Origin of the sequence: Flectobacillus major DSM 103 (assembly GCF_000427405.1) — a bacterium.
Classification (GTDB): Bacteria; Bacteroidota; Bacteroidia; order Cytophagales; family Spirosomataceae; genus Flectobacillus; species Flectobacillus major.
Genome location: NZ_KE386491.1, coordinates 808,102 through 830,916, shown reverse-complemented (window position 1 = coordinate 830,916; position 22,815 = coordinate 808,102). Strand labels below are relative to the sequence as shown.

Genomic DNA, 22,815 nt, shown 5'->3' with positions numbered 1-22,815 from the left:
ACAATTTATCACTTATTTTTACTCAAATAGTCTATTATTTTAATATACTACATGAAGAATTAGTTAAAAATAAAATAAGTATAAATACTTATCACAAAATATTATTTTACCATATACTACTTATACAATTTAAAATTCTATAACTACCTATTTTTACCAAATAATAACAGAAACACCTACTAAATAAAAATAAAACTATATTTTTTTGAGCCGCACAATATTTTAAAAACATGACCATTATCACAAAAAATCATTATTATTATATTTTATATCAAAAAATAAATATAAAATAACACATACATTCCTCCATATTTTATCATTAAAAGTATATTACGCCGTAAGAATTGAGACACATAAATATGTCCTAGAGAAAGGCCCCATAAAGCTAGAAAAACAAGAGGGAATCTGAAAGGTTGAGCTTGGACAACAGGCAATAAAACAAAAAAGCCTTATGGATTTTATCCATAAGGCTTTTTTGTTTTATTATGCTCCTGATTAGTTGCTTGGTTTAGCAATTTCAACATTCACACGTTTACCTTTGATAGATGCACCTTCCATACGATTAAGTACAGTTGAAGCAAATTCTTTTGGTACATCTACAAACGAATATTTATCGAAAATATCAATTTGGCCTAATACATTACCTGGAATTCCAGATTCGCCAGCAAAAGCACCTACAATATTGGCAGGAGAGATTTTTTCGTTGAATCCGATATTAACAAACATACGCACCATGTTAGGATCTTTACGGTAAGGCTTTCCAGCTTTATCGGTACGAGGGCCACGGTCTTCACGTCCTCCTCTGCTATCTCTGTCAAAACGACCACTTGAGCGACGGTCATCTCCTCCTCTACCACGTTCTCTATCAAAACGACCTTCACCTCTGCGTCCACCATCACGGTCACCACGGCCAAAACGGTCGTTGCCACGTTCACGGCGGTCAGAATCACCACTTAGGTTTTCGTCAGCAAATTCGCTTTTCGTAACACCCATGTTCATTTTTACCAAAGCCGATACTACTTGTTCGGTAGTATGACCTGCATGATGCAACCCTTCCAATACGTCGCTAAACAATTCTAAGTCACCACCTTCAATGGCAGTTCTTACACGTTCAATAAACATACCTTTTTTCACACCAACTACATCAGAGAAAGTAGGAATTACGCCTTTGTCGATTTTTACTTTGGTATAGTTCATAATTTCGCGCAAGCGGTTGCGTTCTGCTCCTACTACAAAAGTGAAAGCTTTACCCGATTTGCCTGCACGACCTGTACGACCGATACGGTGTACATAATATTCTTCGTCTAATGGAATATCAAAGTTGAATACAGCATCAACGTCGTCAACGTCTAGTCCACGAGCGGCTACGTCAGTTGCTACCAATACATTTACAACACCCGAACGGAATTTAGCCATTACATTAGTACGTTGAGCTTGACGCAAATCGCCATGTAAACCTTCGGCTGCATAGCCACGCAATTGTAATTCTTCTACAACTTCATCTACCTTTTTCTTCTGGTTACAGAATACCAACGATAATTTTACTGTATAAAAATCCATCAAACGAGTCATTACTTCCATTTTGGCTCTACCCTTCACATCGTAATATAACTGTTCGATATTGGCGTTAGTGATTTCGTTTTTCACTACTTTCACCAATTTAGGGTCGTTTTGGTAACGGCTTGTCAAGGCCATAATAGGCTTAGACATCGTTGCCGAGAAGAAAATTGTTTGACGGTCGTCTGGAGTTTCTTGCAAAATACTTTCAATGTCTTCACGGAATCCCATATCCAACATTTCGTCTGCCTCATCCAACACTACCATTTTCACATTTTCTAATTTGAGGGCACGACGTTCAATCAAATCAATTACACGACCTGGCGTACCTACAACAATGTTTGCACCCGCTTTTAATGATTTAATTTGGCGGTCGATAGAATCACCACCATATACTGTTGTTACCCAAACACCTTTTTTGTGTTTTGATAATTTTTTAATTTCTTCCGTTACTTGAACAGCCAACTCTCTCGTTGGACAAAGAATCAAACCTTGTACAACTTTTTCAAAACCTACAACACCTTCGATCATTGGAATACCGAATGCTGCAGTTTTACCTGTACCTGTTTGTGCTTGGCCGATTACATCACGACCTTCAAGGATGAAAGGAATTGCCTCAGATTGGATTGGAGACGCTGTCTCGAAACCCATATCTGCTACCGCTTGTTGAACCTCTTGTGAAAGAGAAAGTTCATCGAATCTTAATAATTGACTCATCGTTTTTTGCGAAATGTCATCTATTGACTTAGCCTTGTTACAAGGCATCATGAGAACTGGGCATTCCGACATAAATGAATGCTTGTATTCCCGAATATGGCCTGGGTCAAAATGACAAGATTGTGATTTGTTAAAGTTTGCTTTAATGATGCCCGAAACATCCGTTAAAGCTCTGGAGATACCGATTTAAACTGACAAGCAGTTTGAGATTGGAAATTGCTTCATGCCAACGAAGCGAACACAGAGACGTGCGGATGTTTTTGTAATACTTTCACAAAGGTAGTATGTTTTTTTCAGTATCCAAACTTAATTGTATTTTTTTTAGAATACTTTTTCTCGCTTGATGCACTACAAAGTAATTTTATACATATTCGTTTCATATCAACACCTACCTAATTATAACTTTTCTAAGTTGCCCTTTTAATAAAAAAAGAATACTCTATAATACAAGATAAAAAATTCTTAGGATTTACGACCTTTAACAATTATTTTTTTTCTAAGGCGTTTTTGTTTCAACATTTGCAATTATTAAGAAGTATCTCATGATGAAAACATTCTCAATCACTCTACTGACCACTCTTTGCATTTCATTTTCTGTACAATCTCAAATTATTTCAGATTCCCTTTTACTTAATATCCAAGGTAATCTCCTTAAACTTCAAAACGAAAATGAAAATCTTAAAGGGCGTTTGGAAATTCAAAGTATTTCTTTGAATGATATTTCCAAAAATCAATCTTTAACTGACCGTACAAAATGGGAAAAAATCAGAACAAACCTCGTTAAAAGTGCTGAAGTTTATAAAATTCTTAGCGATGATATTATCGACCTAAAATCGCAGGTAATTAACCAAGATTATCAGGGGTATATCAAAAAATTAAGTAGTGTTGAAAAAGGCCCTCTTGGCTTTTCGTTTGAAGAGGTTATCCTAAAAACAGCTCAGAGTAAAGCGATTTTCGATAAAAAAGAGAAAAACGAACGGTTTGTTAGTGTCCTCAAAAGCTTAAAAGATAGCCCTATTGTTGGTCTTATTCCGTACGCATCGCAGGCTGTAAACCTTTCTACGGCAGCGGTCAATGTGGCTTATGCGGCTGGTGTACAAGATAAAAAGGTGAACTTCGATAAAATCAAGGAGTTTGAAAAAGAGCTTCAACGCTATACAGGGTTTTATAATTCATTGGACAAAGCCAACTTAATGAACCAAACTTCTAGTTCGCAAACCGTGACATTGTTAGAAGCATTACAATTGGATGTCTTAGAGAAATTCAAAAAGGATGCCAGCAAAATTGGATACAACCCTCGTGAAATCAAGAACGATGAAAACCTCGATGATTATTTCAATTTTATGATGAGCGAGTTTACGCCTGATTTTATGCGTAAAAAAATCTCGGAAATCGAAAAGAAATACCCAACCAAAGACGGTAAAGTGAATCTTGGAGAAATGCTTCAAACCGAGCTAGATATTAGGCATGTAAATAACAACCTAGACTATTTACAATCGCTATGTAATCGTTTTATTGGTATTCACGACAATTATTTTGACCTAGAAACACGTTATTTCGACCAAGTAAAGCAGGCTATCAATATTGCCAAGGGCAATAATATCATTGAACCTATCGGCGAAAAATCGGCACAGATGGTTTATGATGACCTAATCAAAGACCTTTCTGCCAAAAAGAAGAAAAAAGATGCCGCTATTAAATCAAGTATCAATATCAAGGAATTGAAAGATAAAATTGATTCGGTCGATATTTACAAAATCTTGTAAGCAATATCATTTTTGTATGTTGACTTGGGCTGCCTGTTCTATCCAAATTGGACGAAATAGGCAGCCTATTTTTTGATATGCCTAAGCCTTTCTCCCCAAATCCCCCCCTCCTTTGCTTTAGTACTACTTTTATACTTTGGTTCAATCCTTTTTTTTTCTTAATTTAAGTTTTCATACAAAATTCAGGTATCTAGGGGGCAGCAATTGCCCATTTCCATGACTTTTCACAAACCCCTTCATCAAGTTATGCGTATAAAAAATATACTTATCCTTTCCACAATTTCTTTGGCCTTTTTGGCTTCATGCAAAAAAATCACCCCAAGTTCTTCGGTACAACAGGTAGCAAACAAGCCCAAAGAAAACCTCGGCTTTTATCAGTTTCTGACCGACGACCCCAATGCGTCTCCATTTGTTGCTAAAAAAGAACCCGTTTTTGCACAGAATGGAATGGTGGCCGCTACACACCCCGATGCGTCAAAAGTAGGAGTTGAAATACTAAAAATAGGTGGCAATGCTATTGATGCGGCTATTGCTACACAATTTGCATTGGCGGTAGTACACCCTGCAGCAGGTAATATCGGCGGCGGCGGATTCCTTGTGTATCGTGACAAAAAAGGGAATGCCTATACATTAGATTACCGTGAAAAAGCTCCCGAACATGCAAGCCGTGATATGTATCTCGACGAAAAAGGTGAGGTAAAACCTGGACAGCCAAGCTGGTACGGCCATTTGGCCAGTGGTACACCCGGAGCTGTCGATGGCCTCGAACAAGCTCATAAACGCTTTGGTAAATTATCATGGAAACAGATTTTACAGCCTGCCATTGATTTGGCCGAAAATGGTGTTCGACTCACCACACGTGAAGCCCGTGGGCTCAATCGTATCAAAGATGATTTACTAAAATACAATCCTACCAAAAAATACTTTTTAAAGGAAGATGGTAGCGAGTGGAAAGAAGGCGATTTACTGATTCAAAAAGATTTGGCAAAAACCCTTAAACGAATTCAACAAGAAGGTCGCAAGGGGTTTTATGAAGGCGAAACCGCCCAGCTACTTATCAATGAAATGAAACGTGGTGGCGGTATTATTACCCAAAAAGATTTAGACAGTTATCATGCGGTTTGGCGTGAGGCTATTGTTGAGAAATATAAAGGATATAAAGTAATTACGATGCCTCCGCCATCGTCGGGTGGTATTGCCTTGATGCAGTTATTGAAGTATGTAGAACAATACCCACTTACTAAATGGGGCTGGCATACCGACTCTACTACCCAAGTTATGATTGAGGCAGAACGTAGGGTATTTGCCGACCGTGCCAAATGGCTAGGTGACCCTGATTTTGTAAAAGTACCTCAAAAAGAACTGCTCAGCTCAAATTTTCTAACACAACGCTGGGGCGACTTCTCTTTTGATTTAGCAACCGACAGTAAAAAGGTATCGGGTGGTACTATTCCAGGCTATGAAAGCATGGAAACTACTCACTCTTCTTTTGCCGACAAAGATGGTAATGCTGTATCAATCACGACTACGCTCAACAACTCGTATGGTAGCAAAGTCGTAGTAGACGGAGCAGGTTTTTTGATGAATGATGAGATGGATGATTTTTCAATTAAACCTGGACATCCCAACTCTTATGGATTAATCGGAAACGAAGCCAATGCTATTGCTCCCAACAAACGTATGTTGTCGTCAATGACTCCAACGATTGTAGAAAAAGATGGGAAACTCTTTATGGTATTAGGTACGCCAGGTGGCTCAACCATTATTACTTCTGTATTTCAGGTATTTCTGAATGTTGTAGAACACAAAATGGGCATGCAACAGGCTGTAGATGCTCTTAGATTCCACCACCAATGGTTGCCCGACAAAATCACGTTTGAAGAAGGAGGCTTTTCACCACAAACTTTACAAAAACTGTTGGGGAAAGGTTACAAAATTGAGTCTCAAAAAAATACTATTGGTCGTATGGACTGTATTTTATTGCATCCCGATGGCAGATACGAAGGCGGTGCCGATGTCAGAGCTGATGATACCGCCATTGGCTATTAAAGGAATATTGAATTACTTATTTTGTACAAATAACCTCATCATTCTCTTAGCAGATAACCCATTTTTATCTGCTAAGAGCAAATCATAGCTTCAAATTAATTTAAAATAGCTTGGCTACAAAAAATGCAGCAGCAGCAGCGGCTGTTCCGATTGTCATTACTTTTAAAGCCCCACCTACAGGATTTTGCCCTGTAACTTTGCTTTTAAAATACCCAAAAATAAATAGAGCAAGCAAAGTGATCATAGCCGAAAGCTTGAGGCCATCCAAAGAGTTCTCGACAAAGAAATAAGGCAACAACGGAATACACCCCCCTACTATATAAGATACCCCAATGGTCAAAGCAGAGTTTCTGGCCCTATTGATGTCAGGTTTTTCTAGGCCTAATTCAAATTTCATCATAAAATCAACCCATTTTTTCTTGTCTTTTGCCAAAGCCTCAACAATAATATTTTGGGTTGCTAAGTCAAGACCATAGTCGGCAAATACCTCACGCACTTCCTCTTTTTCTCTTTCTGGAACACGCTCTACTTCTTCAAACTCACGCTTGAGTTCTGACTCGTAATGCTCAACCTCCGTTTGGCCAGCCAAATATCCTCCCAACCCCATAGCAATAGAACCCGCTACAATTTCGGCAATACCTGCTGTGGTAATAATGGAGGTTTGTGTGACAGCCCCCGAAAGTCCTGCCGCCAAAGCAAATGGAACTGTTAGCCCATCGGACATACCTATAACGATATCTTTAAGAAAATCTGAGCTTTCAAGATGTTGTTCTTCCATAATTGATGTTACTATAAATTCAAGATAGTTAAGTAATAACATAGCTGAGGTATTGGACAATACCCTTCGTTGGTAAGTTAATAAAAAAGTCACTTTATACCACCTTTACTGTTTTTTATCATAGTATTTTCTTTTGTTTTACAGCTTATTGTAGGTTTGACAGATACGATGATTAATATGCACAAAGTGACTATTTTTTTTTATTCAAGTCGAAAACATAAGTTTTTTATAACTTAACTAGGAGTAATCAAAAAAAGTGTAAATTAGTTTTAGATTATCCAATTAACGTTTCTTAAATTTCACAATTTCAACATCCATTCTATCATGAAAAAAATAGTTGCTTTCGCACTGTTACTGTCGGGTCTATTTGTATTTGATGTAACCGCTCAAAAACCTCAAGACGAAACCAAAGACGCTAAAAAAGAGAAAAAAGAAAAGAAAGAAAAAGCCGAGAAGCCTGAGAAAAAGGAAAAAGCCGAAAAACCTGAGAAAAAAGAAAAAGCCGAAAAACCTGAGAAAAAAGAAAAAGCCGAAAAACCTGAGAAAAAGGAAAAAGCCGAAAAACCTGAGAAAAAAGAAAAAGCCGAAAAACCTGAGAAAAAAGAAAAAGCCGAAAAACCTGAGAAAAAGGAAAAAGCTGAAAAACCTGAGAAAAAGGAAAAAGCTGAGAAAAAAGAAAAAGCCGACGACAAAAACCCAACGGTAAAACCTGAACCTAAAAAGGTAGACAAAAAAGTTGAAAAAGCTGCGGCTGGCGACGATAAGGTTTTTGGAAAAGATGATAAAGGTAGAACCATCTACGAAGGCCCAAAAGGTGGACGTTACTATATCAATGCAAATGGTAACAAAACATATATCAAGAAAGATAACTAATTGTTTATTGAACTAAGTCATCCCAAATTTAGTGAATGATTGATTATTTTGAATATGCTGTTCACCAGTAGAGATACAATGCTTTGCGGCTAAAGAATAGTCATTCTGAAATTTAACATACAAAAAGGCGTTCGAAATTAGTTTTTCGAACGCCCTTTTCATGAATAACCCCTATTTTTCTAAGATAAGCCTCTTCAATGTTTTCTTGACGACCTAATAGCAACAAACAAGAGTTCTCTATTTTAAATTATTCCAAAATTCGGGACGACTCGTGTTTTATATCATAAAAGCCTCTACTGCAAAGCAAACTTGATACTGCCAGTAATGGTAAGTACTAAAATAAACGTAAAACTATACATAAATAGCAATAATACCGACTTGAAGAAGGTTTTGAACCAGCCTTGTCGATACACCACTTTCAACGACACCATAAAATAAATCATGAATCCTATCATGGCTATACCTAGCGACATCTGCCAATAACCCAACCACACACCTATACCTACAATCAACATTACCATTAATAAAAAAACCGAATGAATATGTATTGAAAATATCAAATGCTCATAGTAAAACCGTGTATGGCCTTCTACCAACATAGGTATTCTGGTATATTTTCTCTGCTTTCTCATCCGCAAAATGTACAATACCCAGTCCATAATATAGCGTATCCAACGAAACGGATAGCTAAAGGCACTGTGCATTCGCTTGCTATAAACGACCTTGAGCATTAGCCCCACAATAGGCATCAAAATAAACATCATGAACGAAATAACCCCTACCCCAAAATGAATTATCTCGGAGATAGCCTTTTCGGCATCCTCATTCAAAGCCAGCTCATAATAGGTAGTATTGCGAAGCAAACCTCTCTTCAAAAACATAAAAGGACTCGTTTTTAGCTCCTCTTTTGTAATCAAGCTATCGAGTTCGTCGTTGCTCATCGTTAAGATACGCTTTTTATAGGCTGTATTTCTTACCTCGCCATCGCTTCCTTTTACTGGAATTATTACATTATTGATATTCAATTTTACAACCGCTTTGTTTTTAATAGAATGCAAAATCAGGGTATATTCAAACTTACCTGTTCGCCCCATTTTTTCGGTAAAGTACTTTTTCAAGTCATCATCTACCTCAAACATCTCTTCGGCATTGAGGGTATCATAAGCCAACTGTTTCTGAATATCAATCAATAAAGGTCTATGTTGTGCCTCAGGAAGCGAATCTATAATCTGCCTAAGGGTATCGTCTCGGGCAACATTCATTTCATCTAATATCTCTGACGAACTTACTTTAAATTCTGTTACATATTTAATAAACTTGCTTGCAGCATTAATACCATTATCTTCTTTTTTGATTTTGGCAAGCTCCTTTTCAGCAAGTTGTATTTTTTCCTTCAACGCTGCCTGTTTGGCAGAGTCTTCATGAACCACTGCCGAATCAAGCAAGGCTTTCAGATTAGTTATCTGATTTTTCTTTCCTAATTTCTTAAGCCTCTGCTCTAGTTTGATACTAGCGAGTTTTTTATTAGCCTGAGCATTTTGGGTTTCTTGAGCCTCATTGTCATCGCTATTGTCATTATTCCCTCTGCTTCGGCCTGTCAAACCATCTATTAGCCCCTTGGTAGTATCTGAGCCATCGGCAATAGCCTTGTCGATAAGCTCGTCAAAAGCCAAAAAGAACACAAACGAAGTAAGCAGATATAGCCTAATTGGAGGCACATATCTAGCTCTACGCCCTTCCAGAAAATCTTTGGTAATTTTGCCAGGTTGGGCAAAAATAGATTTGGCTGTGTTATAAAACTTGGTATCAAAATTGGTGATGCCTTCAAATACATCATACAGGAGCTGTCCTAAACCAACTTTCAAATCATGATTTTCTTGCCCACAGTTTGAGCAAAAGTTATCTTCGGGCGTTAGAATAGTATGACAATTATGACAAATTTCAACTTTACGGCGTTTTTTATGTACCGACATTTTAGAGGATTTTATAGTTGTTAATGAAAAAGTGCATGGAAAGCTTGAGCATAACAGGTCACAGCCTTTTCATGATTTCATACAGGGATTGTTAAGCCGTTTAGAGTTTACTTAATTAGTTAAGATTATAAATTTCAAAATACAATAATTTTCATAAAAAAAGGAGAAAACCTTTCGATTTTCTCCTTTTTCAAAGCATATTGCCGTAAATCAACTATTTTTACAAGCTTTCGTCCAACTCGTCGGCATCGACAACACCTCCTTCTGGATCTAATAAAGCGGCTTCATCACCTTTTACTTTATCTTTGATTTTGGCTTCCAATTCTTCCAACAACTCTGGATTATCTTTAATCATTTCTTTTACAGCATCACGACCTTGACCAAGGCGATTACCGTCGTAGCTAAACCAAGAACCAGATTTTTTGACAATTTCTAATTCTACCGCTAGGTCTAGTACCTCCCCAGCTTTAGAAATACCCTCGCCGTACATAATATCAAACTCGATAACTTTGAAAGGGGGAGCCATTTTGTTTTTCACCACTTTCACCTTAGTACGGTTACCAATGATATTGTCTGCACCTTCTTTGATTTGTCCTATTCTTCTAATATCCAAACGCACAGAAGCATAGAATTTAAGGGCATTACCACCAGTAGTTGTTTCTGGGCTACCAAACATCACGCCAATCTTATCACGAAGTTGGTTGATAAAAATACAACAACAACCTGTTTTATTGATTACCCCTGTCAATTTACGAAGAGCCTGCGACATCAAACGAGCCTGTAAACCCATTTTTGAATCGCCCATATCGCCTTCTAGCTCGGCCTTTGGTACAAGGGCTGCCACAGAGTCAATCACACAAATATCTACAGCACCTGAGCTAATCAACTGCTCGGCAATTTCTAAGGCTTGTTCACCATTATCTGGCTGAGAAATCAATAATTGGCTGGTATCTATTCCCAATTTTTCGGCATAAGAGCGGTCAAAAGCGTGTTCGGCATCGATAAATGCAGCCAAACCTCCTCCTTTTTGTGCTTCGGCAATACAGTGCATGGCCAAAGTAGTTTTACCCGACGATTCAGGCCCGTATACTTCTACTATTCTTCCACGTGGTACGCCACCTATTCCTAGGGCTAAGTCCAATCCCAAAGAACCTGTCGAAATAACAGGTACATCCAATACTTTGCTATCAGACAAACGCATTACCGTTCCCTTTCCGTAAGTTTTGTCTAGTCGTTCGAGGGTAGTTTGTAAGGCTTTTAATTTCTCGGCTGCTGGGTTAGTAGCCTCTGCTTGTTGCTTTGCCATGTTGTATTATAATAATTAATTGTATTTGTAGCGGGTAGTTTCCTATCGCCAATGTTTCGATTCTTGATACTATTAGAATAGCAAGGTATAAAGTTTTATTCAAATAAAAAAAACACCTTTTATTACCTTTTCACCTCGGCAGATTGTAGGAGGCTTTTTGTATTCCAAAAGTGAAATTACAAGTTTTATACCAAAAAAGGTATTTTTTATTGAAAAATTTTCCGCAAAAAATAAACAGCTTTTTTATTTTTGAATAAAAAACATACAAACAATATCTTTAAAAGGCTCTTTGTACCGATTACACAATATTTTTCATAAATATCATTTCCTATAGATAATAGGCTAATTTTGTATTATATCAGTGCTATGTTGAACTGGTATAATTGAGTGACTGATATATGTTTAATTCAATGCTATCATGAAACACCCTATTCCAAATAACATATTCATTTAGGATTAATAAACAAAATGATTTCAAGAGCATATTCAGCCAAAAGGTAGAGATACTTATTGATACTCAATATCGGCATTCTTACTTATTATAACGTATTTCTAAACGGGTTATATTTCAGATGTTCACCAAAAAAAGAATTATCCTTACACTATTAATAGTATTATTGGGCATTGTGGTCTGGCAATGGCAGTGGTCGGTCTATTTGTACCAACAGGCCAAAGGCGGGCTCAATGTAGCCTTCAATACTCGCCCACTAAAAGAGGTACTCGAAGACCCTAATGTAGCGGATTCGCTGAAAGAAAAAATCAGGCTGATTGCCGAAATTAAACGCTTTGCTAGCGATTCGCTTGGACTCAAAGATAATCCTGATGTGTACCAAACTTTATTTGACCAAAAAGGTAAACCGCTCGTATATTTAGTAACTGTAGCTGAACCATATCAAGTAAAAGGAGTAGATTTTGATTTTCCTATTATAGGCAAGTTTTCATATAAAGGGTTCTTTGACTCGACAATGGCGGTGGCTGAAGAAAACAAATGGAAAAAGGCTGGTTATGATACCGACCTTGGTCAAGGAGCGGCATATTCTACGTTGGGCTGGCTTCCCGAGCCTATTTTGTCGAGTATGCTTTTTTATCCAGAAGGCAAGCTAGCCAGTTTGATTATCCATGAAATGGTACATGGCACTATATTTATTAAAAATGACCATGAAACCAGTGAAAACCTCGCCAATTTTATTGGCGATTATGGTGCAAAACGCTACCTACTGGCTAAATACGGCAAGGAGTCACCAATATATAAAAAATATACCCAATCCAAGGTCTGGAAAAAGCTTTTGGTGGCACATCTCAACAAAAGTACGCTGGCATTGGATAGCCTTTATCAGACATTTCAACCAGAATATCCAAAAAAATATAAGGATTCTTTAAAATACGCGTTTATCAAACATATCGTACAAGACCAAGAGCGTATCTACCAGCAAGTGGTGCTTCGCAAAAAAAAGTATGATACCAAAACCGATATACCACTAGCCGAATTGCCCAATAATGCTTATTTTATTGGTTTCAAAACCTATAATGCCCAACAAAATCAGTTTGAAACACTTTTTGAAGAAAAACATAAAAGCAACTTTTCGACTTTTATGAAAGATTTGTCTAAAACGTATCAATAGGCATTTCCTACTTGAACCACGAGTTAACTTTTAAACAGTACCAAAAGTATGAAAAAAACCATGTTTGGCCTTGCTATCTTAATCGGAATAATGGGATTTAGGGCAAACCAACAAGATAATAGTATCGAACAACCTACAAGCTTGGTAAAAGGCGAACACATCGAATACCGTGTACACTATGGATTTGTCAATGCTGCCGAAGCAGTTGTAGATGTAGACGACAAGTTTCAACTGGCCAATGGCCGACCTTGCTATAAAGTTGTAGTAAATGGACGCACTACAGGCGTAACCGACTGGGTAACTCGTGTACGTGATACTTGGGCTTCGCATATCGACAGCGAGAAGATTATACCTCAGCAGTTTTATATGAAAAAACAAGAAGGAGGCTACAGAACAGAGGAAAGGGTGATTTTTGACCATGCCCAAAAACAAGCCCGAACCTACGAGTTGGACGATAATAAAGAGAAAAAAGTCTTCACTATTCCCGAAGGTGTACAAGACGTAGTCAGTAGTTATTATTATGTTAGGGCTATGGATTTTGCCAAAACAAAACCTGGCGAAAGCCTCCCTCTAACGTTTTTTTTCGATAACAAACTTTATAATATGCGATTGAAGTTTAAAGGAAAAGAAACTATTAAAACCAAATTTGGTAAAATAGAAACCTATATGATTATTCCGATGTTGCCCAAAAATAATTTTTTTCAAGATGAAGAATCTGTTAAAATTTGGGTATCTAACGATGACAACAAAATACCGATTCGGGTAGAAATAGAACTCAAAATTGGGTCTTTGGCATTAGATATTCGCAGCTTTAGCGGCCTGAAAAATGAATTAAAATTTGATAAAAACTAACAAAACAAAGAAGGTGTGGGAGATTATCCCACACCTTTCTTGAAATCTACACAACATTATATAGTGGCTACAGAAGGTGTAACCGCCCTAAATAGTATTGTTAAGACCCCATTCGGACACGATAGTCACTCAAGAAATCAATAATTTATTACGCGAAAAGCTGTTGCCCCAAAGTATTACTCCTTAGGAAGAGGCAAACGACACAGCCAATAGAATAATATCCTCACAATAATAACCTCAACTACCCCCAAAGAATTTGAATAGGAATGTTACGTTTGAAAAGCAAATAGTTAATTTTCTGGAAAATATTAATTTTAAAACTTCCAACTTATTTTACATGAATCTTTATTACGATGAAAAAACTCTTCCTATTTCTATTCTTTATTGCCAATACAATCTTCGCAGAAGCTCAATTTAGCCTAAGCGACAACCATCATTTTATCTTAAAAAATCAAAAGCCATTTGTTTGGATTGGCGATACAGCATGGGAGTTATTTCATCGCCTCAATCGTGAAGAAGCCGACCAATACCTCAAAAAACGAGCAGAACAAGGCTTTACCCTTATTCAAGCTGTTGTATTAGCTGAATTTGACGGCCTACATACGCCTAACCCTTATGGTAATACGCCTCTCAAAAACGACGACCCCACTCAGCCCAATGAAAGTTATTTTGAGCACGTAGACTACATTATTCAGAAGGCTGAAGAATATGGCCTCACGATTGGGCTATTGCCTACTTGGGGTGACAAAATATGGAAAAGCTCGTGGGGAACAGGCCCCGAAATTTTCAATGAAGTAAATGCCAAGATATACGGTAAATGGATAGGGCAACGCTATAAAAACAAACAGCATATTATTTGGATATTAGGCGGTGACCGCAATCCACAAAACAACCAACATATTGCTATTTGGCGAGCTATGGCATCGGGAATTGAAGATGGCGTGGGTGGCTCAGATAAAGCTTTTATTACATTTCATCCTCAACCTAACCAAAAAGGGGCAAGTGAGTGGTTTCATGACGATAAATGGTTAGATTTTAATATGTTTCAAAATGGACATTGTCGAGACCAAGCCATTTATAACAAAATATATCAAGCCTACTTGTATCAGCCCATAAAGCCCGTATTAGATGCCGAACCCATTTATGAAGACCACCCTGTATGCTTCAATGCCAACGATTTGGGGGTTTCCAGTGCCTACGATGTTCGAAAATATGCCTATTTAGATGTTTTTGCTGGAGCTTTTGGGCATACTTACGGTTGTCATGATATTTGGCAATTTTATGCCCCCAATCAAGAGGCGGTCAATAACCCTCATATCTACTGGCAAGAGGCACTACTGTTGCCTGGGGCTAATCAAATGAAATTTTTGAGAAAATTAATAGAAAGCTATCCTATTACCGAGCGAATACCCGACCAGTCATTGATCATAGAAAACGATTTGGCAGCTGCCGAACGCATCCAAGCCACTCGTGGAAGTAGCTATGCGTGGGTATACACCGCAGCAGGCAAAGCTTTTACACTTGTACTAGGCAAAATTTCAGGCAAACAACTTAAAGCATTTTGGTATGACCCCAAAACAGGTATTAGTAAACCAAGCTTTGTTATTGAAAATCAAGGTCAACAAAAAATGTCGCCACCCAGCACAGGCTATGGCAACGACTGGGTGTTGGTGCTAGAAGATACTTCTAATCAAAAGTAATAGATACTACTTTAACGATAAAACGGTTTCTTAGTGCATAAAAAGACTATGCACTAAGAAACCGTTTGGTTGTCTATTCTTTTTTCAAGGCTTTTTGATACGCATCCAACACTCTTTTCCTTGCAAATTCATGATTTACAATAGGTTGTGGATAGCTAAGCGTATTTAATTCGGAAACCCATTTTTTGATATATTCCAACTGTTTATCAAACTTTTGTGTTTGTAAAGTAGGATTAAATACCCTAAAGTACGGAGCGGCATCACAGCCACTTCCCGAAGCCCACTGCCAGCCTCCATTGTTGGCAGCAAAGTCAAAGTCGAGTAACTTTTGAGCAAAATAAGCTTCCCCCCAACGCCAATCTATCAATAAATGCTTGGTCAAAAAACTCGCCACAATCATACGTACTCGGTTGTGCATAAACCCCGTAGCATTGAGCTCACGCATACCAGCATCTACAATAGGATACCCCGTTTTGCCCTTGCACCATGCCTCAAACTCCACAGGATTATTACGCCAGGTAATCGAATCATATTCTTTTCTGAAAGCATGCCCTTCGCCAATATAGGGAAAATGATGCAGAATATTGAAGTAAAAGTCTCGCCAAATAAGCTCATTAAGCCATGTTTCCGACAAGCGTTGTGCTGTTTTTACCAACGCTCGAATACTCAGTGTTCCAAACCTTAGATGCACCGAAAGCCGACTTGTACCCGATATAGCAGGAAAATCACGATTCTCTGCATATTTTTGGATGATACTATCACGAACCTCTCTGGCAGGAAAACTAATACCTGTAGCCACAAAACCCATACTTTCCAAACTCGGAACCTCCACTGGACTGATTTGAGCAAAATGTTGAAAGTATTTTTCGGTAGGATATGGCTTCGTATAGAAATCCGTTAGTTTCTCTTTCCACTTACGGCTGTAAGGTGTAAATACCGTATAGGGTGTTTTGGTATTAGATAACACCTCGTCTTTTTCAAAAATAACTTGGTCTTTGAAAGTATAAAATTCCACTCCTTCCGACTGAAGGTATTCTTGTACCATAGCGTCACGGTGTTGCCCATAAAGTTCATAATCGTGATTGGTATAAATAGCCTCCACATCATATTTATCCAACAACTGCGGAATAATTGCCTCAGGAGTACCGTATTTTACAACCAAACTACTGCCCAAGGCCACCAGTTCTGTTTGCAAAGCCCCAATGGCCCGATGAATAAACTCGACCCTCCTATCCTGCTTTTCAGCTAGTTTATCCAAAATATTAGTATCAAAAATAAAGATAGGAATAACAGGTTTGCCAGCCTTCAAAGCCTGATAAAGGCCAGCATTATCGTGTAATCTTAAATCTCGTCTAAACCAAAAAAGTGTATTCTTCGACATATTTCTACTAGTTATGCAAAGTCAACTAACCACTTGCTCAAATTGTTTTAAGTTCTTGGCATATATATTTGTTTTTAGGCTTCAAAAATGATTAATTGTACTTTAATAATTGCTTTAACCTAAATAACTATTTATCCATGAATAATCCATTGAAGTACCTTCCCCAAAACCCTCGTTTTCCACCAACGTATGTTACAATAAGTAATATTCCTACATCATTCTTGTTATATAAAACAACGAGCTATCCACGCTGATTTAGGGGTCGATATTATATAAAATAGGACTTTTTTTGAAAATATTTTATTTTTTCTAAAAAAAACTTAGCTTTTTTTTCAGAGCATTGAAGTTTTTTTTCTACCCAGAAAAAAGGCTTTTAAATAGCCATGAAGCATATTTTTTGTACTTTTTGGAGTATCTGTACATTGTATTTTTCGTTCGTAATTCATACTAATACTTGATTAATTACGTAATTAACTAAAAATACATATTGACAAGCCCTATATTAAAATTGTATATTTGCAAGAATCGCATTAAGGTCGAGAGTCTTGAGAAATTGGGCTTTGACATAAATAAAGTTTCCAAATTTTTAAACTCCCATATCACCTTGACTGATAACAAAACAGCAATAACTACCAGAATGAAACTCTCGGAATTTAGATTTGACCTTCCCCAAAGCTTGATTGCCTTGTATCCACCTGAGAACCGCGGCGAATCTCGTTTGATGGTTGTTAATCGTAAGACTAAGCAAATTGAACACAAAATGTTTTCGGACATCCTGAGCTACTTTGACGATGGCGATGTACTGATTACTAACAATACCAAAGTATTTCCGGCTCGTTTATTTGGCCAAAAAGAAAAAACTGGAGCAAAGATTGAGGTCTTTTTACTTCGTGAATTGAACAGAGAACACCGCCTTTGGGACGTATTGGTAGACCCTGCTCGTAAAATTCGTGTGGGTAACAAGCTTTACTTTGGCGACAGCGACTTGGTTGCCGAGGTAATTGACAATACTACTTCTCGTGGCCGTACAATTCGTTTCTTGTACGATGGCGACCACGATGCTTTGATGAAGGCTATTCATGAATTGGGCGAAACCCCACTCCCCGACGAAATTCGCTTCAAACGTAAAGTAGAAGCTAGCGATGAAGACCGCTACCAAACCATTTATGCTGAACACGTAGGTGCTGTGGCTGCTCCAACAGCAGGCTTGCACTTCAACAAAATCATCATGAAACGTATGGAGCTAAAAGGGGTAACTTTTACGCCTTTGACATTGCACGTAGGCTTGGGCACTTTCCGTCAGGTAGACGTAGAGGATTTAACCAAACACAAAACAGACTCTGAGAATTTTGTGATTCCTTCAGAAACTTGTGATTTGGTAAACTCAGGTATCGACAACAACAAGCGTATTTGTGCTATTGGTACTACGGTATTAAAAGCCCTTGAATCGTCGGTTTCGGCAGATGGCCACTTAAAACCAATTGAAGGCTGGACAGATAAGTTTATCTTCCCTCCTTACGATTTCCGTATTCCTAATGCCCTATTAACAAACTTCCACTTGCCTGAATCTATTTTGATTATGATGACTTCGGCATTTGGTGGCTATGAGTTGATTAAGGAAGCATACGAAATTGCTATTAAAGAAAAATACAAGTTTTTCAGCTATGGCGATGCTATGCTAATTATATAATTCTGATTTTTTTGTTAGTGAGTCGTAAGGGTTTATGTAGTTGTATAAATCCTTACGACTTCTTTATTTTATATATCACTCGTACTGAAGATGAGTTTGTCTCTCAAAAAATTCGCTATCATCGTAGCAGGAGGAAGTGGCAGTAGAATGCAAAGTGATTTGCCCAAACAATTTATCGAATTAAATGGCCTCCCTATTCTGTTTCATACGCTTCTGCGTTTTAAGGAAGCAGACCCCACAATCGAGCTAATTTTGGTATTACCTCAAGCTCATCAAGCCTATTGGAAATCGCTTTGTCAAACTCATGAATCTGTTGCTAGCCAAGTACCACACTGTTTGGTTTCGGGCGGGGCTTCCCGTTTTCAATCTTGCAAAAACGGCCTAGATACTATTACCGACGAAAGCAGCCTTGTAGCTATTCACGATGGCGTAAGGCCATTTGTAAGCTCATCGGTTATCAACAATAGCTATATTACTGCAGCCCAAAATGGTACAGCCGTAGTAAGTGTACCTTCCAAAGACTCGGTTCGTGTAAACGGATTGGCTGTTGACCGCTCCACTGTCAGGCTTATTCAAACGCCTCAGACGTTCCAAGTAGGACTTCTCAAAAAAGCCTTCCAAACAGAAGAATTACCCACTTTTACCGACGACGCAAGCGTGGCCGAAGCAGCAGGTTTTGAGATTCACTTGATAGAAGGAACTTATGAAAATATTAAAATAACCACTCCTGAAGATTTACTCTTGGCTCATATTTTACTCAAGAAAAAAACCTCTTGAGGATCATATTGGCTTTACCATACGATTCAACTGGCGCGTTAGTTTTGCATAAATAAAAGTCTAATAATCATACTATTAATCATTTTTACACTACGAAAAGGAAGTATCATCAAATGTATATATCAGATTTGGCATTTCGGTAGCTAGCTAAAATAGTTGTATTGTTCTTAAAATACGATTTACAAGCATTTTGCCTACATCTAAAATACCGCTACACATAAATAATGAATTGATACTATGCTCGCATTGACTAAGTCGCTTACTTATAACAAAAACAAAACCATGAAAAGAAGACTTACTAAAGAAGAATACATCGCGGGTGTTTTGAACGGTAACCGTGTTATATTGAGTAGGGCTATAACCTTGATTGAAAGCCAATTAGATGAAGACAAACAATTAGCTCGTGAGGTATTAGAGGCTGTTTTGCCACATACAGGCAACTCAGTCAGAATTGGAATTACAGGAGTGCCAGGTGTTGGTAAAAGTACCTTTATCGAATCTTTTGGCAAGTTTTTGACCAATCAAGGCAAAAAAATTGCTGTATTGGCTGTTGACCCTAGTAGCCAAATATCGAAAGGTAGTATTCTTGGCGACAAAACCCGTATGGAAGAGCTTTCACGCGAGCCACGGGCCTATATTCGGCCTTCGCCAGCAGGTATTTCGCTGGGAGGAGTTACCCACAAAACCCGTGAAACTATGCTATTGTGCGAAGCCGCAGGCTTTGAGGTTATTATTATAGAAACTGTGGGCGTAGGACAATCCGAAACCTTTGTGCATGGTATGGTAGATTTCTTTTTGTTGCTAATGTTGGCAGGGGCAGGCGACGAACTACAGGGTATCAAAAAAGGAATTATGGAAATGGCCGATTTGATTGCTATTACTAAAACCGATTCGGGCAATGAATTACAAGCCCGACAGGCCAAAATAGCCTACGAAAATGCTTTACATCTTTTCCCAACCAATAGCAGTGGCTGGTATCCACAAGTGCTTACTTGTTCGGCTTTACAAAACAAAGGAATTGATGATATATGGCAGAGTATTGTTCGGCATCGTGAACTTTTGCAAAATAATGGACATTTTATTAGTAATCGTCAACAGCAAAATTTGGCTTGGATGCACGATTTTATCAAGCAAACATTGGAAGAAAGATTCTACCAAAACACACAAGTAGCAAACCAATTACCCCTAATAGAACAAGACGTAGTAGCTGGGCAAAAACTCCCGATTAAGGCTGCTTTAGAATTACTAGCCGTTTTTGAAAAATAATACATCAGCAAAGCCCGAATATATATTAAAAAGCTATTTAAACTTTACTACTGGTCTTATTAGCTAGCCATTCGTTGGCTCTACAAATATCATTGATGATTATATCAAGTTTTGTTTTTTATTTAGTAACTATTTTTGCATGGCAAACCCAATAATATGACTCAACAAAAATCAATTTATACCCTTCAATTCTGGCTTTTATGTTTAAGTAATTTCTTATTCTCGGCAAGTTTTCAAATGATGATTCCTGAACTACCCGACTACTTGGCTAGTATGGGAGGCAAAGAATATATCGGATATATTATTGCATTGTTTACCCTAACAGCAGGTTTTTCAAGACCATTTTCTGGAAAACTCACCGACTCTATCGGTCGTGTACCTATTATGGCATTTGGCTCTATTGTCTGTTTTGTGTGTGGGGGTATCTATCCGTTTGTTCATACAGTGGCAGGTTTTTTGTTTCTTCGTTTTATTCATGGGCTTTCGACTGGTACAAAACCCACAGCTACGGCAGCTTATGTGGCCGATATTATTCCTGAAGATAGGCGTGGCGAAGCTCAGGGTATGTTAGGTATTTTTACGGCAACGGGGATGTCGCTTGGCCCTACAATTGGAGGATATTTGGCTGACATTTTTTCTATCAATACGATGTTTTACACATCATCGGCATTTGCCTTATTATCTATTTTGATTTTGGCCAATATGGAGGAAACGCTTCCTAAAACCCAAAAACAAAAATTCTCACTTTCACTTTTCAAAATTGGCTGGGTCGATGTTTTTGAGCCACGTGTCATGCCTACATTTTTGGTTATGCTATTGGTATCGTTTTCGTCGGGGGTATTGCTAACACTTATTCCTGACCAAACCAAATTATTGGGAATGAGCAACAAAGGTATATTTTTTACTATTTATACCATTGCATCGCTTATGGTACGGATGTTTTTTGCCAAAAGCTCAGACAAATATGGCCGTATTCCTGTTTTGATTATTTCTTCTATCTTATTAATTGTATCAATGATTATGTTGGGATTTGCCCAATCGTTATATACCTTTATTCTAGCTTCTATTTTATTTGGGTTTTCGTGGGGTTTCAATACACCAACACTTACAGCTTGGACAGTCGACCTTTCCGACGAACGATTCAGAGGACGAGCCATGGCAACCATGTATATTGCCCTAGAAGCAGGAATTGGTATTGGGGCGGTTTTTGCTGGAAAAATATATCAAGGCAATGCCCATAACCTTCCTATTCCTTATTTCTTATCTGCATTTTTGGCATTGGTCAGCTTGGTATATTTATGGACATTACGAAAAAAGCCAAACACCGCTAATAGCTGAAAATAGAGTTATTGGCAAAAATAGGTTTCAAAGAGGTAATTCTCCATTTATAGTGATTTTATTAAATATAGTTTATCCAATTATTTCGTACCTTTCAATGATTGATAACAATGGTATTTGAACAATATTTAGAACAAAAAAACATCAATGCTGAAATCTTTTTATGGGACAATCCTCAGCATTTTGCTGAATTGAAAAAGATATTCAACGAGCTACACCCCGACAGCTTTACAGCCCAAAAGAAGTTTTTAATCAACCAGTTACGAAAAAAATATCAGCTCAAGCAATATGCCTAAACCCACTACTTGAGCCTGGGCTTAGGCACTCAAAAAAATCATTTGAGTAAACCGTTTACTAAAGATTATTGTGGTCTATTGACTATTCAAATTATTTATTGCAATTTGAGGCTTTGTAATTAGCTTATTACCCCACAAAGCGTAAAAGTATTTATAGAAACAATCAACATAGCCCCAATTTAAACTTTAGAAAAATGGCGTACAAAATTTCAGACATCGAAGGAATTGGTCCAGTTTATACAGAAAAACTAGGAACAGTAGATATCAAAACTGTTGAAGAGTTATTGGAAGTAGGTGCATCAAAAAAAGGCCGTAAAGAATTAGCAGAAAAAACAGGCATCGACGAAAGTCGTATTCTTCGTTGGGTAAATATGGCTGATTTGTTCAGAATTAAAGGTGTTGCCGAAGAACTTTCAGATTTGTTAGAAGCCGCAGGTGTAGACACAGTTAAGGAATTAGCAACCCGCAATGCTACCAATCTTCATGCAAAATTAATTGAAGTCAACGATGCAAAAGGCTTGAGTGGCCGAGTTCCTAGCCTTTCTCAGGTAGAAGGATTTATTGATTTTGCAAAAGAATTAGAACCTAAAGTGACGCATTAATAAGTATTATATTACGAGTAAAAAAGGTTTGAGTTAGTCTTTAAAAGGCAATACTCAAACCTTTTTTTATGCCCAAGCTGTTGTTGAGTATAATACTAGCCAAAATAACAATCTATTGAGGCTGTAGACTTTATTTTTATCTTTTTCTTATTGAATATTGTTATTTTTCAAGAAAAACAGATGGTTTATTTTTGCATTTAGGTTTTTATTGAACTTTGCCAAGAATTCAAATCGCTAAAATTGTACAATTCATAGCAACAAAAAGCACTTAA

Annotated in this window: 17 protein-coding genes; 12 read left to right on the top strand and 5 right to left on the bottom strand. The window is 37.6% G+C overall.

The features are described 5' to 3' along the window. Nucleotides 1–495: 495 nt before the first annotated feature. The gene (locus FLEMA_RS0105330; protein WP_044174349.1) at nucleotides 496–2,274 is read right to left on the bottom strand and encodes a DEAD/DEAH box helicase; all 1,779 of its coding nucleotides are present in this window, start codon (nucleotides 2,272–2,274) and stop codon (nucleotides 496–498) included. 689 nt (nucleotides 2,275–2,963) lie between these two features. On the opposite strand from FLEMA_RS0105330, the gene FLEMA_RS0105325 reads away from it, so the two are divergent. Beyond that, nucleotides 2,964–4,040, top strand: a complete 1,077-nt coding sequence (locus FLEMA_RS0105325) for a hypothetical protein (RefSeq protein ID WP_144080045.1) — start codon at nucleotides 2,964–2,966, stop codon at nucleotides 4,038–4,040. 246 nt (nucleotides 4,041–4,286) lie between these two features. Beyond that, nucleotides 4,287–6,089, top strand: coding sequence for a gamma-glutamyltransferase (gene ggt, locus FLEMA_RS0105320; protein WP_044170851.1), 1,803 nt, complete (start codon nucleotides 4,287–4,289; stop codon nucleotides 6,087–6,089). 100 nt (nucleotides 6,090–6,189) lie between these two features. Here the strand turns inward: ggt and FLEMA_RS0105315 are convergent, their stop codons facing one another. Next, a complete protein-coding gene (locus FLEMA_RS0105315; RefSeq protein ID WP_044170848.1) occupies nucleotides 6,190–6,867 on the bottom strand; it encodes a VIT1/CCC1 transporter family protein in 678 nt (225 codons plus the stop codon). Nucleotides 6,868–7,191: 324 nt separating this feature from the next. On the opposite strand from FLEMA_RS0105315, the gene FLEMA_RS0105310 reads away from it, so the two are divergent. Then, complete coding sequence (locus tag FLEMA_RS0105310; RefSeq protein WP_026994566.1) at nucleotides 7,192–7,740, top strand: hypothetical protein; 549 nt, start codon at nucleotides 7,192–7,194, stop codon at nucleotides 7,738–7,740. 293 nt (nucleotides 7,741–8,033) lie between these two features. Here the strand turns inward: FLEMA_RS0105310 and FLEMA_RS0105300 are convergent, their stop codons facing one another. Both FLEMA_RS0105300 and recA read right to left on the bottom strand, forming a co-directional pair. Continuing rightward, a complete protein-coding gene (locus FLEMA_RS0105300; protein WP_026994565.1) occupies nucleotides 8,034–9,713 on the bottom strand; it encodes a DUF3667 domain-containing protein in 1,680 nt (559 codons plus the stop codon). Nucleotides 9,714–9,933: 220 nt separating this feature from the next. Next, nucleotides 9,934–11,019 carry a recombinase RecA gene (recA, locus tag FLEMA_RS0105295; RefSeq protein ID WP_026994564.1) on the bottom strand — a complete coding sequence of 362 codons (1,086 nt, stop codon included), beginning with the start codon at nucleotides 11,017–11,019 and terminating at the stop codon, nucleotides 9,934–9,936. A 572-nt stretch (nucleotides 11,020–11,591) separates the two neighbouring features. Here recA and FLEMA_RS0105290 point away from each other — a divergent pair. The 3 genes from FLEMA_RS0105290 (at nucleotide 11,592) to FLEMA_RS0105280 (ending at nucleotide 15,193) form a co-directional block, all read left to right on the top strand. Beyond that, complete coding sequence (locus FLEMA_RS0105290; RefSeq protein ID WP_026994563.1) at nucleotides 11,592–12,641, top strand: aminopeptidase; 1,050 nt, start codon at nucleotides 11,592–11,594, stop codon at nucleotides 12,639–12,641. 48 nt (nucleotides 12,642–12,689) lie between these two features. Beyond that, nucleotides 12,690–13,493 (top strand): DUF3108 domain-containing protein, encoded by an 804-nt coding sequence (locus FLEMA_RS0105285; protein ID WP_026994562.1) that lies wholly within the window; start codon nucleotides 12,690–12,692, stop codon nucleotides 13,491–13,493. Nucleotides 13,494–13,846: 353 nt separating this feature from the next. Continuing rightward, a complete protein-coding gene (locus tag FLEMA_RS0105280; RefSeq protein WP_026994561.1) occupies nucleotides 13,847–15,193 on the top strand; it encodes a glycoside hydrolase family 140 protein in 1,347 nt (448 codons plus the stop codon). Nucleotides 15,194–15,266: 73 nt separating this feature from the next. Here FLEMA_RS0105280 and FLEMA_RS0105275 read toward each other — a convergent pair whose 3' ends face one another. Further along, nucleotides 15,267–16,574: a cryptochrome/photolyase family protein gene (locus FLEMA_RS0105275; protein WP_026994560.1), complete on the bottom strand. Its 1,308-nt coding sequence runs from the start codon at nucleotides 16,572–16,574 to the stop codon at nucleotides 15,267–15,269. A 637-nt stretch (nucleotides 16,575–17,211) separates the two neighbouring features. Here FLEMA_RS0105275 and queA point away from each other — a divergent pair. From queA to FLEMA_RS0105240, 6 genes are all read left to right on the top strand, one after another. Continuing rightward, nucleotides 17,212–18,264: a tRNA preQ1(34) S-adenosylmethionine ribosyltransferase-isomerase QueA gene (queA, locus tag FLEMA_RS0105265; protein WP_026994559.1), complete on the top strand. Its 1,053-nt coding sequence runs from the start codon at nucleotides 17,212–17,214 to the stop codon at nucleotides 18,262–18,264. Nucleotides 18,265–18,354: 90 nt separating this feature from the next. Continuing rightward, nucleotides 18,355–19,041 (top strand): 2-C-methyl-D-erythritol 4-phosphate cytidylyltransferase, encoded by a 687-nt coding sequence (locus FLEMA_RS0105260; RefSeq protein WP_026994558.1) that lies wholly within the window; start codon nucleotides 18,355–18,357, stop codon nucleotides 19,039–19,041. 282 nt (nucleotides 19,042–19,323) lie between these two features. Next, nucleotides 19,324–20,307 carry a methylmalonyl Co-A mutase-associated GTPase MeaB gene (meaB, locus tag FLEMA_RS0105255; protein ID WP_026994557.1) on the top strand — a complete coding sequence of 328 codons (984 nt, stop codon included), beginning with the start codon at nucleotides 19,324–19,326 and terminating at the stop codon, nucleotides 20,305–20,307. A gap of 156 nt (nucleotides 20,308–20,463) precedes the next feature. Then, nucleotides 20,464–21,645, top strand: a complete 1,182-nt coding sequence (locus FLEMA_RS0105250) for an MFS transporter (protein ID WP_026994556.1) — start codon at nucleotides 20,464–20,466, stop codon at nucleotides 21,643–21,645. A gap of 110 nt (nucleotides 21,646–21,755) precedes the next feature. Beyond that, nucleotides 21,756–21,941, top strand: coding sequence for a hypothetical protein (locus FLEMA_RS0105245; protein WP_026994555.1), 186 nt, complete (start codon nucleotides 21,756–21,758; stop codon nucleotides 21,939–21,941). A gap of 194 nt (nucleotides 21,942–22,135) precedes the next feature. Continuing rightward, the gene (locus tag FLEMA_RS0105240; RefSeq protein ID WP_026994554.1) at nucleotides 22,136–22,543 is read left to right on the top strand and encodes a DUF4332 domain-containing protein; all 408 of its coding nucleotides are present in this window, start codon (nucleotides 22,136–22,138) and stop codon (nucleotides 22,541–22,543) included. Nucleotides 22,544–22,815 lie beyond the last annotated feature (272 nt).